This is a genomic window from Nonomuraea sp. NPDC049750 (assembly GCF_040659625.1).
Lineage (GTDB): Bacteria > Actinomycetota > Actinomycetes > Streptosporangiales > Streptosporangiaceae > Nonomuraea.
Map to the genome: position 1 here is coordinate 52,251 of NZ_JBFANB010000013.1, position 20,859 is coordinate 73,109.

General features: G+C 70.3%; 17 protein-coding genes and 1 tRNA gene. 4 read left to right on the forward strand and 14 right to left on the reverse strand.

The features are described from left to right. The first annotated feature begins 192 nt into the window (after nucleotides 1–192). On the forward strand, nucleotides 193–1,302 hold the full coding sequence (locus AB0J16_RS30210; RefSeq protein ID WP_358545399.1) for a glycosyltransferase family 4 protein: 1,110 nt from the start codon (nucleotides 193–195) through the stop codon (nucleotides 1,300–1,302). Nucleotides 1,303–1,382: 80 nt separating this feature from the next. Further along, complete coding sequence (locus tag AB0J16_RS30215; RefSeq protein ID WP_358545401.1) at nucleotides 1,383–1,937, forward strand: cysteine hydrolase family protein; 555 nt, start codon at nucleotides 1,383–1,385, stop codon at nucleotides 1,935–1,937. Between the two features lie 29 nt (nucleotides 1,938–1,966). Here the strand turns inward: AB0J16_RS30215 and AB0J16_RS30220 are convergent, their stop codons facing one another. The 5 genes from AB0J16_RS30220 to AB0J16_RS30240 all read right to left on the reverse strand — a co-directional run bounded on the left by AB0J16_RS30220 (nucleotide 1,967) and on the right by AB0J16_RS30240 (nucleotide 6,000). Then, nucleotides 1,967–2,497, reverse strand: a complete 531-nt coding sequence (locus AB0J16_RS30220; protein WP_358545402.1) for a phospholipase — start codon at nucleotides 2,495–2,497, stop codon at nucleotides 1,967–1,969. 145 nt (nucleotides 2,498–2,642) lie between these two features. Beyond that, the gene (locus AB0J16_RS30225; RefSeq protein WP_358545403.1) at nucleotides 2,643–3,734 is read right to left on the reverse strand and encodes a Gfo/Idh/MocA family oxidoreductase; all 1,092 of its coding nucleotides are present in this window, start codon (nucleotides 3,732–3,734) and stop codon (nucleotides 2,643–2,645) included. After that, the gene (locus AB0J16_RS30230; protein ID WP_358545405.1) at nucleotides 3,719–4,423 is read right to left on the reverse strand and encodes a ThuA domain-containing protein; all 705 of its coding nucleotides are present in this window, start codon (nucleotides 4,421–4,423) and stop codon (nucleotides 3,719–3,721) included. Before AB0J16_RS30230 ends, AB0J16_RS30225 begins: the two co-directional genes overlap by 16 nt. 122 nt (nucleotides 4,424–4,545) lie before the next feature. Beyond that, nucleotides 4,546–5,010: a winged helix DNA-binding protein gene (locus AB0J16_RS30235; protein WP_358545407.1), complete on the reverse strand. Its 465-nt coding sequence runs from the start codon at nucleotides 5,008–5,010 to the stop codon at nucleotides 4,546–4,548. Nucleotides 5,011–5,106: 96 nt separating this feature from the next. Then, entirely contained in the window at nucleotides 5,107–6,000 is an 894-nt protein-coding gene (locus tag AB0J16_RS30240) for an N-acyl homoserine lactonase family protein (RefSeq protein ID WP_358545408.1), read from the reverse strand. 174 nt (nucleotides 6,001–6,174) lie between these two features. Between AB0J16_RS30240 and AB0J16_RS30245 the strand changes: the two genes are divergently transcribed. Beyond that, nucleotides 6,175–7,551 carry a serine hydrolase domain-containing protein gene (locus tag AB0J16_RS30245; protein ID WP_358545409.1) on the forward strand — a complete coding sequence of 459 codons (1,377 nt, stop codon included), beginning with the start codon at nucleotides 6,175–6,177 and terminating at the stop codon, nucleotides 7,549–7,551. A gap of 125 nt (nucleotides 7,552–7,676) precedes the next feature. On the opposite strand, the gene fdhA is transcribed toward AB0J16_RS30245, so the two are convergent. The 5 genes from fdhA to AB0J16_RS30270 all read right to left on the reverse strand — a co-directional run bounded on the left by fdhA (nucleotide 7,677) and on the right by AB0J16_RS30270 (nucleotide 13,660). Beyond that, entirely contained in the window at nucleotides 7,677–8,903 is a 1,227-nt protein-coding gene (gene fdhA / locus AB0J16_RS30250; RefSeq protein ID WP_358545410.1) for a formaldehyde dehydrogenase, glutathione-independent, read from the reverse strand. 54 nt (nucleotides 8,904–8,957) lie between these two features. Continuing rightward, nucleotides 8,958–9,851: an MIP/aquaporin family protein gene (locus AB0J16_RS30255; protein WP_358545411.1), complete on the reverse strand. Its 894-nt coding sequence runs from the start codon at nucleotides 9,849–9,851 to the stop codon at nucleotides 8,958–8,960. Nucleotides 9,852–10,025: 174 nt separating this feature from the next. Beyond that, nucleotides 10,026–12,176, reverse strand: coding sequence for a SelB C-terminal domain-containing protein (locus AB0J16_RS30260; RefSeq protein ID WP_358545413.1), 2,151 nt, complete (start codon nucleotides 12,174–12,176; stop codon nucleotides 10,026–10,028). Further along, nucleotides 12,176–13,552: an L-seryl-tRNA(Sec) selenium transferase gene (selA, locus tag AB0J16_RS30265; RefSeq protein ID WP_358545414.1), complete on the reverse strand. Its 1,377-nt coding sequence runs from the start codon at nucleotides 13,550–13,552 to the stop codon at nucleotides 12,176–12,178. Before selA ends, AB0J16_RS30260 begins: the two co-directional genes overlap by 1 nt. A gap of 15 nt (nucleotides 13,553–13,567) precedes the next feature. Beyond that, nucleotides 13,568–13,660, reverse strand: a tRNA-Sec gene (locus tag AB0J16_RS30270). Nucleotides 13,661–13,732: 72 nt separating this feature from the next. Between AB0J16_RS30270 and selD the strand changes: the two genes are divergently transcribed. Beyond that, a complete protein-coding gene (gene selD / locus AB0J16_RS30275) occupies nucleotides 13,733–14,791 on the forward strand; it encodes a selenide, water dikinase SelD (protein ID WP_358545416.1) in 1,059 nt (352 codons plus the stop codon). 224 nt (nucleotides 14,792–15,015) lie between these two features. On the opposite strand, the gene AB0J16_RS30280 is transcribed toward selD, so the two are convergent. From AB0J16_RS30280 to fdh, 4 genes are all read right to left on the reverse strand, one after another. Next, a complete protein-coding gene (locus tag AB0J16_RS30280; protein WP_358545417.1) occupies nucleotides 15,016–15,690 on the reverse strand; it encodes an SDR family NAD(P)-dependent oxidoreductase in 675 nt (224 codons plus the stop codon). 129 nt (nucleotides 15,691–15,819) lie between these two features. Next, on the reverse strand, nucleotides 15,820–16,755 hold the full coding sequence (nrfD, locus tag AB0J16_RS30285) for an NrfD/PsrC family molybdoenzyme membrane anchor subunit (protein WP_358545418.1): 936 nt from the start codon (nucleotides 16,753–16,755) through the stop codon (nucleotides 15,820–15,822). Continuing rightward, on the reverse strand, nucleotides 16,752–17,600 hold the full coding sequence (locus AB0J16_RS30290) for a 4Fe-4S dicluster domain-containing protein (protein ID WP_358545420.1): 849 nt from the start codon (nucleotides 17,598–17,600) through the stop codon (nucleotides 16,752–16,754). Before AB0J16_RS30290 ends, nrfD begins: the two co-directional genes overlap by 4 nt. After that, a complete protein-coding gene (gene fdh / locus AB0J16_RS30295) occupies nucleotides 17,593–20,844 on the reverse strand; it encodes a formate dehydrogenase (RefSeq protein ID WP_358545421.1) in 3,252 nt (1,083 codons plus the stop codon). The genes AB0J16_RS30290 and fdh overlap by 8 nt, the downstream gene beginning before the upstream one ends. Between the last annotated feature and the right edge of the window lie 15 nt (nucleotides 20,845–20,859).

Here is a 20,859-nt window from a genome sequence, read left to right on the forward strand (position 1 = left end):
AGATGATCATCTCGCCCGGGTCCGTTCCATTGAATATTTCACTAGAAAAGGCCAACTGGCGACGTTGATTTCCCGTCAGGCTTCGTATCTAGTGAAGAAGGCGCTCTAGCGACAGGGGCAGGGCTGCAGTCGAGGTTTCCGAATACCCGCCCGCGTAAGAAGCTCGTCTATGGAATCGCTTAGTGGGAGGCGATGACCGTGCGCGTGGCGTTCATCATGGCCAGGGCCTCATCCGCGCCTATCGGTGCGCTCAAGACGGTCTACTCCTATGCCTCCCGCCTCGGGGAAATGGGTCATGACATTCTGCTCGTCCACCCGCGGCGGCCCGTACGCCACCCGCTCGGGCCGCCGACCAGGGCGGTCGCGCCGATAATGCCGGCGGACGCCCATCCGCACCCGTGGTTCTCCGCCGGGCCGCGGACCCGCAGCGTTTTGGTATCCGACCCGGCCGACTTTCTCCATACGCTTTCCGGACGGCATGATCCCTTCGACGTCGTACTGGCGACGACCTGGCAGGTCGTGCCGCTTGTGGCCGCCCTTCCCGCGTATCTGGGCCTTAAGGCATTGTTCTTGCAGGACTACGAAAGCTATTTGCGGCCCGACGGAGCGGCGCGGGAGGCGATGGAAGCGGCCATGCGTACCGGCTGGCCCATCGCCGTGGGCGCACGGCGGCTGCGGTCCATCGTCGAGAGCGTTTCCGGCGCGCCGTGCGCTCTGGTGGAATGCGCCGTCGACAGCTCGACCTTCTTCCTGCGGACCCCGATCGACTCGGCAGAGCGGGTCCTGGTCGGGTTTCCGGCGCGCCGCGAATGGTCGAAACGGACCGGCGACGCGATCACCGCGTTGGAGCTGGCGCGGGAGGCGCGCCCCGGGGTGGTGCGGGCGTGGTGCTTCGGCGCGTACGACGCCGACCGGCTGCCCTTCTGGATCGAGCACCATCCGGGGCCGAGCGACGCCCGGTTGCGCGGCCTGTACAACCGGTCGGCCGTGTTCGCGGTGCCGTCGGAGTACGAGGGATTCGGCTTTCCCGGCGCCGAGGCCATGGCCTGTGGGGCCGCGCTGGTCACGACGCGGAACCACGGCATGGAGAGCTACGCGGAGCATGACCGCACGGCGCTGCTGTGCCCGCCGCGAGATCCGGAGGCTCTGGCCGAGGGCATCGTCCGGCTGCTCGACGACGCCGCGCTACGGCACAGGCTGGCCAGGACCGCGGTCAAAGAGGTGGTTCAGCGGACGATGGACGACGCGGTCTCGGACTTCGAGACCTGGCTCCTGACGATCCGGGAAGCCTCGCCACGCTGAAGGTTTTGTCGGTGGCGCGGCCTAGTGTGGCCAGCTTGGCATGTCCGGCCGACAGAGGAGATCAACGTGAGGAGATCGTGGTGACCACGCTGTCAGATCGACCCAACACCGCCTTGCTGGTGATCGACGTCCAGGTAGGCATCGTGGCGGACACGCACCAGCGTGACGTGGTCGTCGCCAACATCGGCACGCTCGTCGACCGGGCTCGCGAAGAGGGTGTCCCGATCGTCTGGGTCCAGCACTCGAGCGAGCAGTTGGCGAAGGGGAGTGACGCCTGGCAGTACGTCCCGGAGCTGGTCCGCCGGGAGGCGGAGCCGCTGGTGCACAAGACGTTCGCCGACTCCTTCGAGGACACCGACCTGGAGGAGGTGCTGGCCGGGGCCGGAATCGGACGTCTGATCGTGGCCGGGGCGCAGACGGACGAATGCATCCGGTCCACGATCCACGGCGCCTTCGTGCGTGGCTACGACGTGACGCTCGTCGGTGACGCGCACACGACGGAGGACCAGAGCGCGTGGGGCGCCCCGCCGCCGGACAAGGTCATCGCGCACACCAACCTCTATTGGCGCTACCACACGGCGCCCGGCCGCACGGCCGCGGTGGTGGAGACGAAGGATGTGACGTTCGGCGACTGAGCCGACGGCATCCTCCGTCTCCACCGGTTTCAGGCGTCGGCGTTCTGGGCGTTCCGTTCGGCGTCCCGCTTGACCCGCTGGATCTGGTCGTCGGTGACGACGAGGTCGCCCAGCTGCCGGACCGCCTGGTAATACGTCCAGGCGAGGCCGTCACAGGTGGCCTTGGAGACTCCCGAGTATCCGGCGCACACCTGCTTCAGATCGAAATAGAAGGCGCTGTCGATACGGTCCTTGTTGGCCGGGAATTGGCTTACGGCCTTGTAGTTTCGGTAGCCGAAATCGTGTCGCCGGCACGGCATCCGGAAATCGAAACCGAGGGGCTGGTCGGGGCTGCTGGAGCACAGGTCGGTGGACCAGTCGAAGGCGTAGTCGGCCCACGCCGCCTGGTTCTGCCAGGCGGCCCGCCAGGAGGCGGCGCTGGCGGCGGTGGGCTGGCTGAATCCGGAGAGGGCGGCGAGTTTCTGCTCCAGAGTCACAGCGTGGGCTGGTAGGGCGAACGCGAGGACGGCGATCAGGGAGGTGACGACGGCGGCTAACGTGGCGAGGGATCGTCTGACCATGAGGACCTGCTTCTCTTGCCCGGGGGGTGAATGGTCATGGCAAGGTTCACCTGACGGTCTAACGATGAAGCGAAATCCCGGGCAATGCAGAAGCAGATCTTGCTTAATTTCCGCCGAGAAGTTCGAGCAAAACGGACATTTACCTCTAGTCGGTGGGCTGAGTCAGATTCACCGGCGAAGGGCGTTCGCAGGTGCTCGTGATGGTCACCGCCGCGCCGGAGTGCGCCGAGGCCAGCAGCGACTCCATGACGTCGAGCACGTGGAAGGCCAGCGAGCCGCTCGTACGAGGCTCCTCGCCCGCCGGGGTCGCGGCGAAGTCGGCCAGGCCCACCCCGCGCCCGCCCTCGACGTAGCCGGCCCCCACGGGGAGAGTCCGCCATTCGCCCTCACCGACCCCTGAGACCAGGACGGATCCGTCGAAGTAGTTCGGGTCGGGCACGACGAGCGAGCCCGTCTCGCCGTGCACTTCGATGTTGGGCGCCTTGGTCGCCGCCCCGTCGAAGCTCATCACCAGCGTGGACAGCGCTCCCGAGGTGTGGACGAGCACTCCGGTGACGTGTGTGTCCACCGTCACCGGGATCTCCTCGCCCTGGCGGGGCCCGGAGCCGATCGTGCGCTTGGCCCGCGTACGGCTGGCCGCGCCGACTACCGACGCCACCGGGCCGAGCAGCGTCACCAGGCTGGTCACGTAGTAGGGCCCCATGTCCAGGAGCGGGCCGCCGCCGGGGACGTAGTAGAAGTCGGGGTTAGGGTGCCAGCGTTCGTGACCGGGCGTCATCATCGTCGCGGTCGCCGCGATGGGCCTGCCGATCAGGCCGTCGTCGATCGCCTTGCGCGCCGTCTGCGTACCCGTGCCCAACACGGTGTCCGGCGCGCACCCCACGCGCACCTGAGCGGCGCCGGCCGCCCGCAGCATCCCGGCGGCCTGCTCGGCGGTCGCGGCAAGGGGCTTCTCGCAATAGACGTCCTTGCCGGCCGCTATGGCCTGGAGCGCGATCTCGGCGTGGGCGGCCGGAATGGTGAGGTTGAGCACGATGTCGATGCGCGAGTCGGCCAGCAGCTCCGCCACGCTCAGCACGTCGACACCCGCATAGGGCCGCACCGCCTCCCGCGCCCGGTCAAGGTCCAGATCGGCCACCGCGACGAGCCGCAGCTGCGGCAGCCGGTCGATGGTCTGGAAATACTGCGCCGAGATGGCGCCGCACCCCACGACGCCCACGTTCACCGGCTGGCCCACAGCATGCCCCTCTCAATGATGGTGCGTACGTTCTCGTCCTCCAGGACGTCGAGGCTGTGCCCCGGGGTCGCGACGAAGATCCGCCCGCTCCCCCACCGCCGGGTCCAGATCGCCGGCGAGGTGACCTCCCGATGCCAGGGGTCCCACGGACGGACCTGCTGCGTCGTCGTGGCGAGCACGTCGATGTAGTCGTCCGTCAGCACCCAGTACTGCTCGGTCACGAGGCCGAAGTCCGTGATGCCCTCCGTGATGGGGTGATCGGCCGCTTCGGGCAGCATGTTCACGGTGTACGGGACGAAGTTGTCCGCCGCCGTGCCCTGCCGCTCGGCCGGCTCCTTGCCCGGATGGCAGGCGAACTGCCCGCCGATCAGGTGCAGATAGTCGGAGGAGTTGCGGTAGGAGTCGGCGATGCCACCGTGCCAGCCCGCCATCCCCGTGCCCGACTCGATGGCGGCCCGCAGGCCGTTGAGCTCGGCCTGTTCGATAGTGCCCATCGTGTAGCACTGCACGATGAGATCGATCCCGGCCATGAACGCGGAGTCCGCGTACGGCGCCGGGGAGTCCGCCCGGCTCACCTCGAACCCCTGCTTCTCCAGATAGGGGATAAAGAGCTCGGTGGCCGCGACCGGGGCGTGCCCTTCCCAGCCGCCCCGTACCACCAGCGCCTTCCGACGATGATCACCCGACATGCTTTCACCCATCCCGCTCGGCAGTCGACGCCTCCGATCATCGCATTGACCACCAAAGCGGGCAAAAGGTTAGATGCCGTTCGATTTGGCGGTGAGCTGGCGATTCGGCGATCCGAGCGAGTTCACGACGCCGATTCGGCGATTCGGCGCGCCAGGGCCCGGCCTGCCGGCAGATCGGCGACGAACGTTCGGAGGAAAGCGGTGATCTGATCGAGGTCACGCCCCTCGGCTGCGGCGTCGATGGATCGGTAGAGATCATCTTCGATCGTGGTGATCTGCCGGGCGAGGCGCCTGCCCTCTTCGGTGAGGGACAGCTCGATGTGGCGGCGGTCGTGCGCGGACACCTGACGGTCGATGAGACCCATCGTGGTAAGCCGATCGACCAGGCGGCTGGGGCTGTTGCCGCTCTCGCAGACCAGCAGCTCGCCGAGCCCGTTGAGCGTAAGGGGCCGGCGATCGGCGAGGATGCGGAGCACCTCGGCCTGGGAGGGCGTGACTCCGAGCGGCTTGAGCGCCTGGCCGAGCAGCCGGTTGCCTTCGCGCTGCGCGGCCAGGATCAGGTAGCGGAGTTCTTCAGCGGGTCGCATGTGAGCCAGCTTGTCGTGTCTTGGCGAGAGCTGCCGCCACGGGTCTTGGCGATAGCCGCTGTCATCGGCGTCCGCCGGACTTGGCGAGAGCCGCCATCACGGGCGTCCGCCGGTCTTGGCGAGAGCCCCCGTCACGGATGCCAGCCGGGCCGCCGCTCTCGGATCGTGGGCCGGCAGGATCACCAGGCCCGGGTTGTTCTCCCGCAGCGTGTTGATCGCCTTGGTGGTGTCGTCCAGTTGCCGCCTGTCCCCTACTCCCGGCACATGGCCCTCGTGCAGGAGATGGGCGTCGTAGGTCAGGTCGCCGACCATGAGCAGCGGCGCGTGCCCGGCGCCACGGACCAGCAGTGACAGTGATCCGGGAGTGTGACCGGGGGTGGGCAGCAGCACGAGGCTCCCGTCGCCGAACAGGTCGTGGCCGGCCGCGAAGGGCGCGAGCCCCGGATCCTGGATCTCGCCGAACTCGATGTGCCGCCAGCGCAGCCCGGGGATGTCGATGTGGGACCGCAGGAGCCCCCGCAGCTCGGGCAGGGCTCCATCGAGCGTCCGCCATTCCGAGCCGCTGACCACGATCTCGGCGCCGGTCAGCTCCCGCAGTCCCCCGATGTGGTCCTGGTGCAGGTGGGAGATCACCACCGTGTGTACGTCCGCGATGTCGTAGCCGGCGGCGGCCAACTGGGCGGTGAGGGTGTCGCCGGGGCCGATGTCGAAACGGGCCAGCCGGTCGTACATCACTCCTGTGATGCCGCCGGGGAAGTAGCCGGCGTCGGTCACCGACGCCCGATCCTGGCCCGCGTCGAACAGCACCAGCCCACGCTCGTGCTCGATCACATAGACGTTGATCGGCAGCGGAGGCGTCCACCGGCGCGAGGTGAACAGCCACCAGTACATCGGCTTGCGGGTGGCGGCCACGTGCTCCGGGTGGATCGACACCGTCCCGGTGCTGACCACGGATACCTGCTTGATCGGGTTGATCATCTCGTGTCTCATAGGAATTAGATTACACGACATATATGTCGTGTCAACTATCTCTGAGGCGCCCCGGCTGAGAGCGCGTATCACGGCGCTGTCAGGCCCGTATCAGCGACGGCGGCCATCGTCCTACCTGCACGCCAGAACGTACGAGATCTCGCCGGGAACGGTCGGGAGAAGAGGAGAGACACGATGTCGCAGGAGAAGCTGTCCGAGTTCGTCGCGGCGACGGCCAAGGAGTTCGGCATTCCCGGTGTTGCCGTAGGAGTGCTGGCCGGCGGTCAGGAGCTCGTCGCCTCTCACGGGGTGACGAGCCTCGAGAACCCGCTGCCGGTCGATGACAAGACGCTGTTCCCCTTGGCCTCGGTGACCAAGTCCTTCACGGCGACCGCGCTGATGCGGCTGGTCGCCGAAGGCAAGGTGGAGTTGGACGCGCCGGTACGACGTTACGTACCCGAGCTCAGGCTCGCCGACGAGGCCGCCGCCGCGCAGATCACCGTGCTGAACCTGCTCAACCACACCGCCGGGCTGGACTGGAACCTGATCGACACCGATGAGGGGGCCGGTTCCCTGGCCGCGTTCGTGGCGAAGCTGGACGAGCTGACGTTGATCGCGCCGCCCGGCGCCCGGGCCTCCTACAGCCAGGCCGGCTACAACCTGGCCGGGCGGGTCATCGAGAAGGTCACCGGCCTGCCCTTCGAGAAGGCCGTGGCCGCGCTGGTCCTGGAGCCGGTGGGGCTGTCGAACACCTTCTTCGATCACGACGACGTCATGATCCGGCGGTTCGCCGTGGGCTACAACCGGGGCGAGGACGGCACGATGCGCGCCGCGCGGCCGTGGACGTCGTGGCGGGCCGGCTCGCAGGCCAACTACCCCGGCGGGGGCAGCGTGTCCTCCGTGAGTGACCTGCTGCGCTGGGCCCGGTTCCACCTCGGCACCGGTGACGGTGTGCTGCCCGCCGAGGCGCTGCGCCGCATGCAGGAGCCGACGGTCGAGCTGCGGGCCAGCACGCTCGGCGACGCCTTCGGCATCTGCTGGTTCCTGCGTGAGGTGGACGGAGTCCGCACCTTCGGGCACGGCGGATCGGGCAACGGTCAGTTCGCCGAGCTGATCATCGTGCCCGAACACGACTTCGCCGTCGTATCCCTGGCCAACGGCGGCCCTGATGGCTACCCCTTCAACCAGGCCGTCGTCCGCTGGGCGCTGGAGAACTACCTCGGCGTGGTCGACCGGGACCCCGAGCCGATCCCCTACGACGAAGCTCGGGCGCGACAGGTCGTCGGCCGCTACGAGATCGACGCCATGAACCTCGACATCGCCACCGATGGGCTTCAGCTCACCCTCGAGGTCGGGATCAAGCCGGAGATCCGCCAGGCATCGGATGCCGACATGCCCCCGGACTACGCGCCGGCCGCCTTCGGGTTCCTGCCCGGCGACGGTGACGAGTACATCATCACCGAGGGCGGGCTGAAGGGGCAGCGCGGTTACTTCAGCCGCGACGACAACGGCACGGTCGTGGGCGTCGACCTCGCCGGCCGGCTGTTCGGCCGGGCCACGGCCTCATCGTGATCGACCGGACGAGCAGGGGCGGTCCCTGGATGTGCTGCGAGCGGCGCGCGGCGCGCCGCTCGCAGTGGAGACCGGACCTGCTGCGAGCGGCGGGCGTTACACCGCTCGCAGTGGAGACCGCGTCGTCAGGACGCCGTCTTGGCGAGCATGCCGTGCGGGTCGAGCACGTACTTGCGCGCGGCCCCCTCGTCGAACTCGTGGTAGCCCCGCGGCGCGTCGTCCAGCGAGATGGGCGTCGCGTTGACATTCTTCGCGATCTGCACCCGGTCGTTGAGGATCGCCATCATGAGCTGGCGGTTGTACCTCATGACCGGGCACTGGCCGGTGACGAAGGAGTGCGACTTGGCCCAGCCGAGGCCGATCCGGATGGACAGCGAACCGTGCTTGGCCGCCTCGTCCTGCGCACCGGGGTCACCGGTGACGTACAGGCCGGGAATGCCGAGCGCGCCACCCGCCCGGGTGATGTCCATCAGCGTGTTGAGCACGGTGGCAGGACGCTCCACGTCCGACTCCCCGCCGTGGCCGCGGGCCTCGAAGCCGACGGCGTCGACGGCGCAGTCCACGACCGGCTCGCCCAGGATGTGCTCGATCTGGTCCTTCGGCTCGCCCAGGGCCACGTTGATCGTCTCGCAGCCGAAGGTGTGGGCCTGGTCCAGCCGTTCCTTGTTCAGGTCGGCGACGATGACCACGGCGGCTCCGAGCAGGAACGCCGAGGTCGCCGCGGCCAGGCCGACCGGGCCGGCACCGGCGACGTAGACGGTCGATCCTGGCTTCACCCCCGCGCTCACGCAGCCGTGGAACCCGGTCGGGAAGATGTCCGAGAGCATGGCCAGGTCGAGGATCTTCTCCATGGCCCGTTCCTTGTCGGGGAACTTGAGCAGGTTCCAGTCCGCGTACGGCACCAGGACGTACTCGGCCTGCCCGCCTACCCAGCCGCCCATGTCGACGTAGCCGTACGCCGAGCCGGGCCGGTCGGGGTTGACGTTCTCGCAGACGCCTGTCTTGCCCTCCTTGCAGTTGCGGCAGCGGCCGCAAGCGATGTTGAACGGTACGGACACGAGGTCGCCGACCTTGATGTACTCCACGTCGGAACCGGTTTCTATCACCTCACCGGTGATCTCGTGGCCGAGGATGAGGCCCGGCGGGGCCGTGGTGCGGCCGCGGACCATGTGCTGGTCGCTGCCGCAGATGTTCGTCGCCACCGCTTTGAGAATGGCGGCGTGCGGTAGTTTGCGCCCTACGTTGGCCGGGTTCACTCCCGGGCCGTCCTTGAGCTCGAATTCGGGATAGTCGGTCTCGCGTACCTGGACGTTGCCTGGCCCCTCGTACGAAACTCCCCTATTGCCGGGCATGACTCCCCCTTGCCCGATAGGTGGCGGATGTTCGTTCGCTCACGTGGTCACGGATCACCCCCCATGGCCGGGGCGCCAACGGCGGCGGCCGATGTGCCCCACTCGGTCACGGATCCGGTCGTCGTGCGGGCGCCGGGCCGTCGGGATGTCACCCGCGGTGCCCTGAGCCGCCTCGGGCAGATCCTGTCCCCGCGCGCCGATGATCTCTCCGGCGGTGCCCTGCTCGGCCGACACGGGCAGCTCGCGCATCGGGCGCGCCACCAGGTCGTACACCACGACGGCCAGCACCGCGCCGATGATCGGGCCGGCGATGTAGACGCCGTACTGCCACCATGGCGCGCTACCGCCGAACACCGTGGTCGTCAGGTACGGCCCGAACGTACGGGCCGGGTTGACGGAGCCACCCGTCAGCGGGCCGAGCACGAAGATCTCGCACGCCACGGCCAATCCGATCATCCACCCGGCCCAGCCGCTCGGCGCCCGCCGATCGACCGCCAGCGCCATGATCGTGAGCAGCAGCAGGAACGTCCCCAGTGCCTCCAGCAGGATGCCCTGCCCATAATTCACGCCCTGGCCCAGCGCGGTGAGCCCGACGCCGTTGTCCACCGCCCGCCGACCGAACCCGCCCACGATCAACAGCCCGCCGGCGAACGCGCCGACGAGCTGGGCAACGATGTAGAACGGCACCTCCGACCACGGAAACCTGCGCCCCGCGGCCAGGGCGATGGTGACCGCCGGGTTGATGTGCGCGCCGGACGTACTGCCGAAGGCGTAGATGACGAGCGCGACCACCACGGCGAACGAGAACGAGATGATGCCCAGTGCGGCGTAGTCGAGTCGGCCGTTCTGCATGACCAGCGCGGACACCACGGACCCGGCACCGAAGAGAACCAGCAACATCGTTCCGATGGCTTCCGCGACAAGACGTCGCGGCAGATCTCCAACCATCGCAACCCCCCGATGACGATGGTTTATCCCCAAACTCGAATATATACCCGCCCTCCAGCAGAAACCCAGGTCAGGGTGGCTGCCACGGTGGTTGGCGGGGTGGCTGTTGGGGTGGCGCTGGGGTGGTTGGCAGGGTGACTGTTGGAGTGGTTGCCGGGGTGGCTGGCGGGGTGATCAGAGACAGCGGCGATGAACCTCGTCCACTCGCTGCGTCAGCCCGCTCCGGTCGAGGTGTTCGAGCAGCGGCACCGCGACCCGCCGGCTGGTGTCGAGGGCCCGCCTGGCCTGGCTGACCGTGAAGGGCTGCGGCAGTCGGCGCAGCAGCTCCGCCGCCCGTACCTCCGCGCCGGGCAGCAACACGATCCCCTCGGCCACGCGCAACAGACGCCCGGCCCGTACGGCCGCTGCCAGCTCCCGCGACCCCAGCCCCAGCTCGGCCAATCGCCCGGCCTCCGGCGCCTGGAAGGGGTGTGCCACCAGCTCCCCCCTGAGCCGCTCGACCGCCCGCGCCACCGGCTCGGGCAGCCCGGCAGGCCGGGTCACGATCCGCCCCTCGGCAAGCGTGAACGGCGCCCGCACCAGCGCGGCGACCAACTGCCGGTCGGGCAGCCCGAGCGCGTGGCGGGCCGCCTCGATCGGCATGCCGGGCTCCAGAGGGTGCTCGACGGCGTAGCGCCGCGCCGTGTCAGCCAGCCGCTCGCCCAGCTCGGCCCAGTACTCGGGGTCGGCGTACCAGTCCCCGCAAACCGGGCCGCCGCCCAGACCACCGGCCTCGACCGTCGGGTCCGCGTGGAGCACGCCAGCTGTGGCGCCCGTGGTGGAGCGGGCCGCGCCGGAATCGCTCGTGGTGGGGTCGGCCGAGCCCAGGCCGAACGTGCCAAGCATGGCGGTCAGCTCAGCCACGCGCAGCAGCCGATGGATGCGCACGGCCGAGGCGGCGTCCGGGGCGGCCGACTCCAGCCGGGCGGCGTGCGCACGCGCCGCGCCCCGGCGGCCGAGCGCGGGCGGGCGCACGTCGAGCACGCTCGCCCCCGCCACCACCCGCACCTCGGCCCGGTCCCGGCCGGGGTCGCGCAGCAGCAGCACGTCTCCGAGGTGGAGCGGGAGCGGGCGGGCCAGGCGCAACCGTACGACGCGCCCGCCAAGCGTCCGCACCTCGCACGTCACCGCCGCCGACCCGATGTGCACGGTCAGCCGCCGAGGCAGCCGCCACTCATCCTCCCTTCCCCGACCGCGCACCCGAACGCCACCGCGGCTTCCTTCCGGAACGCCAGCGCCGCTTCCTCTCGAAACGTCAGCCGCTTCGGGACCGGGACCGGAGCCGTAGCCGGTGTCACGGAGGGTCCCGAGGGTCCCGACGGGGGTGATCCGGACGTCGACCAGGTCCGTAAACGTCCACCGGCCGGGCGTGACCAGCGCCCGGCCCCGCTCGGGCAGACCATGGCCGCGCTCCGGCAGGCCGTGACCGCGCAGATTGACCGCCACCCTGGCGACGCCGGTCACCGAGGACAGCGGCTCCTTCAGGGACTCCAGCGCCCGCACCCGTACGGGCTCGCCGTCCAGCGCCAGCTCGTCACCCACCGAGATGACGCCCTCGGGCAGGGTCCCGGTCACGACCGTCCCGCTGCCCGTCACGCTGAACGCCCGGTCGATCCACAGCCGGACCGGCGCCTCCGGATCGGGCGCGGGCAGCGCGGTGACCAGCCGGTCCAGCGCCTCCCGCAGCTCATCGAGCCCCTGCCCGGTCCGCCCACTCACCACCACCGCCTCAACCGCACCACAGCCACCACCACTGCCCAACCGGGCCACATCCGGGCTCTCTCCGCGCAACCGGGCCGCTTCCAGACGCGCGCCCTCCAACCCGGCCGCATCCGTCCGCATGCCTCCCAGAACAGCCGTATCCGGACGCACGCCACCCAACCCGGCCGAGGTCAGGCGAGTGCGTGCCTGGTCGAGGGCCGGAGCCGGGTCGGCGAGGTCGGCCCGGGTCACCGCGAGCAGGCAGTGCCGTACGCCGAGCGCCTCCAGCGCCACCGCATGCTCCTCGGACTGCGGCATCCAGCCCTCGTCCGCCGCCACCACGAAGAGCACCGCCGGCACCGGACCGACCCCCGCCAGCATTGTGCTGAGAAACCGCTCATGCCCCGGTACGTCGACAAAGGCGAGGCGCCGTCCCGAAGGCAGCGTGGTCCACGCGTACCCCAGCTCGATCGTCAGCCCCCGCCGCCGCTCCTCCTCCAGCCGATCGGGCTCCATCCCGGTGAGAGCCCGCACCAGCGTGGACTTACCGTGATCGACGTGACCCGCCGTGGCCACGACGTACATCAGCCACCCGCCCCGAAGCCACTCACCCCGAAGTCGCTTGGCCCGAGACCACTCACCCCGAAGCCACTCCCCTCGCAGCGTGCCATGAGGCCGCTCGCCCCCAGGATCGCGCGGGCCACGTCGCCGTCGCGATCACCGGGAACGGTGCGCAGGTCCAGCAGCAGCCGCCCACCCTCGATCCGGCCGACCACCGGGGGATCACCAACGCGCAACGGTGCGGCGAGCCGTTCGGGCAGGCTGACGGCGGCGCTCGGCAGCGTCACCCCGGGCGCCCCGCCGCCCCCGACAGCGGCCTGGCTCGGCACCGCCCGCGCGTCGACCCCCGCCTCGGCGAGCCGCCCGGCGAGGGCCGCGGCACGGTCGCCCAGCACCGCTGGGTCGGCATGCAGCGCCAGCCGGACGGGCACAACAGGACCCCGGAGCGTGGCCTCCAGCGCGGCCAGCGTCAGCTTGTCGACCCGCAGGGCGCGGGCGAGCGGATGCCGCCTGCAGCGTTCGACCAGGTCACGGCGTCCGAGAAGGAGACCCGCCTGTGGTCCGCCGAGCAGCTTGTCGCCGCTGGCCGTCACCAGGTCCGCCCCGGCCGCCAGTACGGTCGCCGCGTCCGGCTCCTCGGGCAGCAGCGGCTCGCGCGCCAGCAGCCCCGAGCCGATGTCGGCTACGACGGGCACGCCGAGCCCGGTCAGCTCGCGTACCTCGACGGAGCCGGTGAAGCCCTCGATCCGGAAGTTCGACGGGTGCACCTTGAGCACGCATCCGGTCTCCGGCCCCACGGCCGCCGCGTAGTCGCGGTAGGAGGTGCGGTTGGTCGTACCGATCTCGCGCAGCCGCGCCCCGGTGGAGACGAGCAGGTCGGGGATGCGGAACCCGTCGCCGATCTCCACGAGCTCGCCCCGGCTGATCACGATCTCCCGACCGGCGGCGAGCACGGTCGCCACCAGGACGAGCGCGGCGGCGTTGTTGTTGACGACATGCACGTCCTCGGCGGCCGGCACGGCACGGGCGAGCGCGTCCAGCGCCCCCCGCCCGCGCCGGGCCCGGGCGCCGGTCTCCAGATCGAACTCCACGTCGGCGGCACCCGCCGCGGCGGCCATCGCCTCGATCGCGGCGGGCGACAGGGGCGCCCGGCCCAGGTTGGTGTGGACCAGTACGCCGGTCGCGTTGATCACCGCACGCAGGCTCGCGGCCCGCGGCGGGAGCGCCGCCACCGCCGCGTCGGCGACCTCCTCGGGACCGATCTCACCGCTCCGCGCCCGCTGCTGCGCCCGCGCCACCGCGTCCTTGACGACCGACCGACCCAGCCGCCCACCCGCCGCGACCAGCCGCGGATCGGCGAGTACGGCATCCGTACGGGGTACGTGCCTGCGTGGGTCCACTCTTCGAAAATAGAACGGAGGCGGACGGGAATCGAACCCGCCAGGCCGAGGACCTCGGCCTCGTCGGTTTTGAAGACCGCGGGGGCCACCAGGCGCCCAGACGCCTCCAACGCAAAACCTACCCGTCACAGCGGGTATGACCTCAAACGCCACACCCGTCGCGAGCCACCCGAGGGCGCCATGACACGCACCACCGAGACGGTCCGGCTGACGCAGTACGCGCACGGAGGCGGCTGCGCCTGCAAGATCCCGCCGGGCGAGCTGGAGGCCGTGGTGGCGGAGCTGCGCATACGGGACGGCGGCGCCGCCGAAGAGCGTCACGCCGCAGGTGGGCGCGACACCGCAGACGGGGATGGCGCTGACGGGGAGCTGATCGTCGGGCTGGACGACGGGGACGACGCCGCCGTGGTCCGCATCGACGGCGACCGGGCGATCGTGGCCACCGCCGACTTCTTCACCCCGGTGGTCGACGACCCCTACGACTGGGGCCGCATCGCGGCGGCCAACGCCCTGTCGGACGTCTACGCGGTCGGCGGGGAGCCCTTGGTGGCGGTCAATCTGCTCGGCTGGCCAAGGGAGAAGCTGCCCATGGAGCTGGCGAAGGAGGTCCTGCGCGGCGGCCTGGACGTGGCCCGGGCGGCGGCTTGCCACGTCGCGGGCGGCCACAGCGTCGACGACCCGGAGCCGAAGTACGGGATGGCCGTCACCGGCCTGGCAGACCCCGCCCGGCTGCTGCGCATCGACGGCGGCCGGCCCAGGCTGCCGATCTCCCTCACCAAGCCGCTCGGCATCGGCGTGCTCAACACCCGGCACAAGGCGACCGGCGAGGTGTTCCCGCAGGCGGTAGCGGCGATGACCGCCCTGAACCGCGACGCCTCCCGGACCGCGCTGGCCGCCGGAGCCAGGTGCGCGACGGACGTGACCGGGTTCGGCCTGCTGGGCCACCTCTACAAGCTGGCTCGAGCGAGCGGCGTCACGGCCGTGGTGGACGTGGCGGCCGTACCGTACCTGGAAGGGGCCCGGGAGGCGGTACGCGACGGCTACGTCAGCGGCGGCACCCGCCGCAACCTCGACTGGGTCCGCCCCTGGCTCGATCCCGGCGGCTACAGCGAGGACGACCTGCTGCTACTAGCCGACGCCCAGACCTCCGGCGGCCTGCTGGTGGCCGGCGAGATCCCGGGCGCGCCGATCATCGGCGAACTGGTCCCTCTGGACGGCCCTCAGCTGCGGCTCCGCTGACCGTATCTCGTGTGGACCCCGCCTCGGCAGTGTGGACCTTGGTCGGCTCCGGATAACGAGCCGTGGTCCGCGTGGCAGCCGAACCTCGACCATGGAGTACTCACCGGACCCTGCCTCCTGCCGGTTAGGTGGAGGAGACGACATCGGCCGGTCGAGTGTCGGTGCTGATCAAGGGCGGGCACCTCTACGAGTTGTCGTATCACCAGACCGCAGGCTGACGCCCCCTAGAGAGCATCTTCCGGCGGTGTTGGGCCGGCGTGCAGCACTTCCCGCTGCCATCGGTGTCGTGGCTGTGTGTGCAACTGCCAATAGTGCTCGGCGATGCCGTCCGGGTCGAAGTCGGTGCCAGGGGCGACCCGGCCGGCCACGGTGACGCTCGCCACGTGTACGCCCGAGGGTCCGTACTCCTCGTCGAGCAGCGTGACCAGGGCTCGGACGCCTGCCTTGCCCAGGGAGAGGCTCACGTACTGAGGCTTGGGCTCGGGCATGCCGCCCGTGATGAGGAACGTACCGCTGCCGCGTGCCGCCATGGCGGGCGCGACATGGGCCGCGGCGTTGATCGCGCCGACCACGTTCACCGCCCATGCCTCCATGTGGCCGCGTACGGACAGCTCGCCCGGCGCGTCCGCCTGGATGATCGCGGCGTTGTACACGACGACGTCCGGCACGCCATGCTCACTGACAGCCTGATCGAGTGCGGCGTTCAGCCCGGCCTGGTCGGTGCTGTCGGCTGCCAGCGTGACAACCGGGACACCGCTGGGAGTGAGCGCCTCGGCCGCGGTGCGCAGCGTCTGCTCGTTGCGGGCGATCAGCGTCAGCGGCAGGCCCTCCCTGGCGAACCGGCGGGCCACCGCCTGCCCGATCCCCGGACCCGCGCCAATGATCACTGCGCCTGACATCGGCATCTCCTCGTTTTTCGTGATCAGTAATATTTGCGACGGTAAGGGTTCACATCCATGTGAAGGTCAAGGGGAGCAGGCGGATGCGGATCGGTGGCCTGGCTCACGTGACCGGGTGAACACGCGACATCAACGCGGCTGCCCTTGCCGCTGCCGCTGGGGAACGATCGTGTACTTCGGGTCGGCGGCCGACGCCCTGCCCGCCTCCAGGACGCCGAACCGGGTGCACAAAGCACCCGCCGTAAGGGCGAGACCAGACAGGGCGGTGAGGGTACGGCTACGCCCGGCGATCGAGGCGAGCAGCCCGCCGCCGACCGCCAGTACGCGGGCCGCGCGCATCCGGCCCCCCGCCTTTCCCAGCCGGTACGGCTCGCCCACCAGGCCGAGCCGCCGTTCCATCACCACGCCCGCGACGCTCTCCACGACGGCACCCATCACCGCCATCACGCGAGCCGGCCCCGCCTGCGCCCTCGGGGTGGCCAGCATGCCCACCGCCCCGGCGCTGGCCAGCGCGCTCCCGGCGAACAGGAACGGCAGTTCCCGGTAGGCCTCGTGCCAGGCCGGTACGGCGGTGTCGGCGACCACGACGGCTGTGTAGGTGGCGGTCAGCGGGCCGGTCAGGCCCGTGGCGAGGGCCGCCGCGTCTCCCACGGCGGGCAGGATCCTGGTCAGCTCGGTCGTGGCAGCGACCGCCGACAGCCCGCCCTGTGCGGCCAGGAGCCAGGAGCCCATGCTCATCGGCGATGTGGGCTTGAACACGCGGAACATGTTGAGGAAGCGTTCGGGCCTGCCCAGTTCGGCGATGAGGAACCCGGTTCCGATGGCGGCGCCGATCGCCGCCGCGACCCGGGCGGTGCGCTCCAGCCGGTCGTTCCCGGTGAACCCGGCCATGATCGCCATAGCCGACGAAACCCCCGACAGACCTCCAGCGTAGAGATATGCCGGCATATGGGGTTCGTGCCAGACAGGGGCCTTGATCACTGGCCGCCCGTAGTAGGACCGGAACTCCCCCTCCGGCACCATCGACCGCTCCCCCTTCGGCGCCGTCGACCGCTCCCGCGTCACCGCCGTCTTCCCTTCCGTGGACCAGTGAAGGCGCCCGAGCCCGCGAATGCCGCCACCACCGCCCCGGCCACGGACAGCGCCGCCGCCCCCGCCCAGCGCCACATCGACGGCAGGTCGCGAGTGGTCACCACGGGATCCGGCGGCAGCCCGTACACCTCCGGCTCGTCCAGCAGCAGGAAGAACGCCCCCGCCCCGCCCACCCCGTCGTCCGGGCTCTCGCCGTACAGGCGGGCCTCGGCCTGACCGTCGGCGTGCAGCCGCTCCACCCGCTCCTCAGCCCGCTCCCGGAGCTCGTCCAGCGGGCCGAACTGGATCGAGTCGGTCGGGCACGCCTTGGCGCACGCCGGTTCGAGGCCGCCGCGTTGCCGGTCGTAGCACATCGTGCACTTCCACGCCCGCCCGTCATCCTCGCGCCGCTCGATCACGCCGTAAGGACAAGCCGACACGCAGTAGCCGCAGCCGTTGCAGATGTCCTCCTGGATCACCACCGTGCCGAACTCGGTACGGAACAGCGCGCCGGTCGGGCAGACGTCCAGGCAGGCGGCGTGCGTGCAGTGCTTGCACACGTCCGACGACATCAGCCACCGCTCGACGCCGTCGTCAGGAGAGCCGTCGTCAGGAGAGCCGTCGTCAGCGGAAACGGGCATCGGCACCGGGCGGGACTGTTCGATGAAGGCCACGTGCCGCCAGGTGTTCGCCCCGAGCGCCCCGGTGTTGTCGTAGGAGTTCGCCTCGAACACGAAGCCGTCGTCGGGCAGCTGGTTCCACTCCTTGCACGCCACCTGGCACGCCTTGCAGCCGATGCAGACGCTCGTGTCGGTGAAGAAGCCCATCCGCTCAGCCATCGCGGTACACCTCCAGCAGGTCGAGCATCGCCTGCCCCCTCGGCCGTCTACCGGGCCGTAGGTCGCAGGTCACGGCCTTGCTCTCCTGAATGTAGACATTCGGGTCGAGCACCAGCGGAAGCAGGTCGTTGGCGACGTCGCCGGTCACCAGGCCGCCGCCGCCCCACCCCCAGTGGTACGGCAGGCCGATCTGATGGATCACCCTGCCCTGGATCCGCAGCGGCCGTACCCGGCCGGTGACCAGCACCCGGGCCTCGATCACGGTGCGACTGGTCACGATCGTGGCCCAGCCGCCGTTGACCAGCCCCACCTCGGCGGCCAGCTGCGGCGAGACTTCGCAGAACAGCTCCGGCTGCAGCTCGGCGAGGTAGGCCAGCGGCCTGCTCATGCCACCCGCCGTGTGGTGCTCGGTGAGCCGGTACGTGGTCAGCACGTACGGGTAGCGCGGCGACTCCGGCGGGTTGTAGGGGCTCTCCGGTCGCGAGTACATCTTGCGCGCGGGGTTGGCCTGCTGGGCGTACAACGGGTTGCCGACCGGCGACTCATGCGGCTCGTAGTGCGCGGGCAACGGCCCGTCGGCCAGTCCGGCGGGCACGTACAGCCAGCCCTTCCCGTCAGACTGCATGATGAACGCGTCGGTCCCGGAGAGCGCGTCCTCGGCCCGGGCGCCTTCGGGCGGCAGGTAGTCCGGCGGCTTGTTCGGCTCGAAGTCGGGCACGTCCCGCCCGGTCCACTTCCCCTGCTCCGCGTCCCACCAGACGTACGCCTTGCGCTCGCTCCACGGGCGGCCCTCAGGGTCGGCGGAGGCCCGGTTGTAGAGGATGCGCCTGTTGGCCGGCCAGGCCCAGCCCCATTCGGGCGCCACGGGCGACTGCTCCTGCCCCGGCCTGCGCCGGGCCGCCTGGTTGACCTCGTCGGCGTAGACGCCGCAGTAGATCCAGCAGCCACAACTGGTGGATCCGTCCGGCTTGAGCTGGGTGTAGGCCGACAGCGCCCGCCCGTCCGGGCCGACCCCGTTGATCTCGCGGAGCACGGCCGACGCCGACGGGTCCCGATGCTCGCCCAGCTCGGGGTAGTCCCAGGTCAGCTCGCGCAGCGGCCGGTCGATCTCGTCGTCGCTCAGCCGTCGCCTGACCAGTTTGCCCAGGTGGTAGTAGAACCACAGGTCGCTGCGGCAGTCGCCGGGCGGGTCGAGCGCCTTCTCCCGCCACTGGAGCAGCCGCTGGGTGTTGGTGAACGTGCCTTCCTTCTCCACGTGACTCGCGGCGGGCAGGAAGAACACCTCGGTGGCGATGTCCTCGGTACGCATCTCCCCGGTCTCAAGCTCCGGGCCGTCCTTCCAGAACGTGGCCGTCTCCACCAGCGTCAGGTCGCGTACCACCAGCCAGTCGAGGTTGGCCAGGCCGAGGCGCTGCGCCCGGCCGCCGGAGGAGCCGACCGCGGGGTTCTCGCCCGCCACGAAGTAGCCCTTCACCGTCCCGTCGATCTGGCCCATCACGGTGGTGTAGTGGCTGTGGTCGCCGGTCAGGCGGGGCAGGTGGTCGAAGCAGAAGTCGTTCCGCTCGGTGGCCGCGTTCCCCCACCACGCCTTGAGCAGGCTGACCAGGTAGGCGCGCCGGTGGCCCCAGAAGCCGACGTCGCCGCCCTCCCGGGCGAGGTAGTCCTCCAGCCCCTCGTGCCGGTGGGCGTGGGGCATGGTCAGATAACCGGGCAGGAGGCTGAACAGCGTCGGGATGTCGGTGGAGCCCTGGATGCTGGCGTGCCCGCGCAACGCCAGGATGCCGCCTCCGGGGCGGCCCATGTTGCCCAGCAGCAGCTGGAGGATCGAGGCAGTGCGGATATACTGCGCGCCGACGGTGTGCTGGGTCCAGCCGACGGAGTACACCCAGGCAGTGGTGCGCTCCCGGCCGGAGTTGGCGGTGATCGCGTCGGCGAGCTCGGCGAAGTGCGCCCGCGAGATGCCGCACAGCTGCTCGACCAGCTCCGGGGTGTAGCGGGCGAAGTGCCGCCGGAGGATCTGGTAGACGCAGCGCGGGTGGCGCAGCGTCGGATCCGTCGCCGGGGTGGGATGCGCGGCGGCGCCCCCGGAGCCGTAGGTGTCCGCCCCCGCGGCCTCGGCGTGGACCCGTCCGCCCTCCAGCCGCTCGCCCGGCGCCTGCTCGCCCTCCAAGTCCTCGCCCGGCGGCTGCGCGCCAGGCGCCCGCGCGCTCGGCGTCTCCTTGTCCGTCCCCTCGCCCGTCGCCTCGTACGCCCAACTGCCCGGATCGTACGAGCCCGTCTCCGCATCGAACCCGGAGAACAGCCCGTCAAGATCCTCGGTGTCCCGGAAGTCCTCGGACACGATCACGGCGGCGTTGGTGTAGGCCAGCACGTACTCACGGAAGTCCAGCTCGTTGGCCAGCACATGGTTGATCAGCGCCCCGAGCAGCACGATGTCGCTGCCCGCGCGGATCGGCAGGTGCCGGTCGGCCAGCGCGCTGGTCCGGGTGAAGCGCGGATCCACGTGGAACACCTTCGCGCCCCGCGCCTTGGCCTCGACCACCCACTGGAAGCCCACCGGGTGGCATTCGGCCATGTTGGAGCCCTGGATGACGATGCAGTCCGCACCCGCCAGGTCCTGCTGGAAGGTGGTCGCGCCACCGCGTCCGAAGCTGGTCCCCAGACCGGGGACGGTGGAGGAGTGTCAAATACGGGCCTGGTTCTCCACCTGGATCGCGCCGAGGGCGGTGTACAGCTTCTTCATCAGGTAGTTCTCTTCGTCGTCGAGCGTCGCCCCGCCCAGTCCGGCGATGCCCATGGTGCGGCGCACGACCTTGCCCTCATAGGTCTGCTGCCAGGTCTCCCGCCGGGTCCGTATGACCCGCTCTGCGATCATCTCCATCGCGGTGTCGAGGTCGAGCCGCTCCCATTCGGTGCCGTGCGGTCTCCGGTACAGCACCTTGGTCTGGCGGCCGGGGTGGGTCACGAGCTGCTTGCTCGCCGAGCCCTTGGGACACAGCCGCCCGCGCGAGATGGGCGAGTCCGGGTCGCCCTCGATCTGCGTGACCTTGCCGTCCTTGACGTAGACGAGCTGGCCGCAGCCGACCGCGCAGTAGGGGCAGATCGAGCGCGCGACCGTGTCGGCCTCCTCGGTGCGCGGGGCGAGCGCGTCCGTACGGGCGGAGCGCACAGCGTCGCTCCGACCGTCTTCTCCCTTGAACTGCCGGATCACCGGCCACCGGGAGAACCACCCCTTACCGGACACAATGCAGGCCCTGCC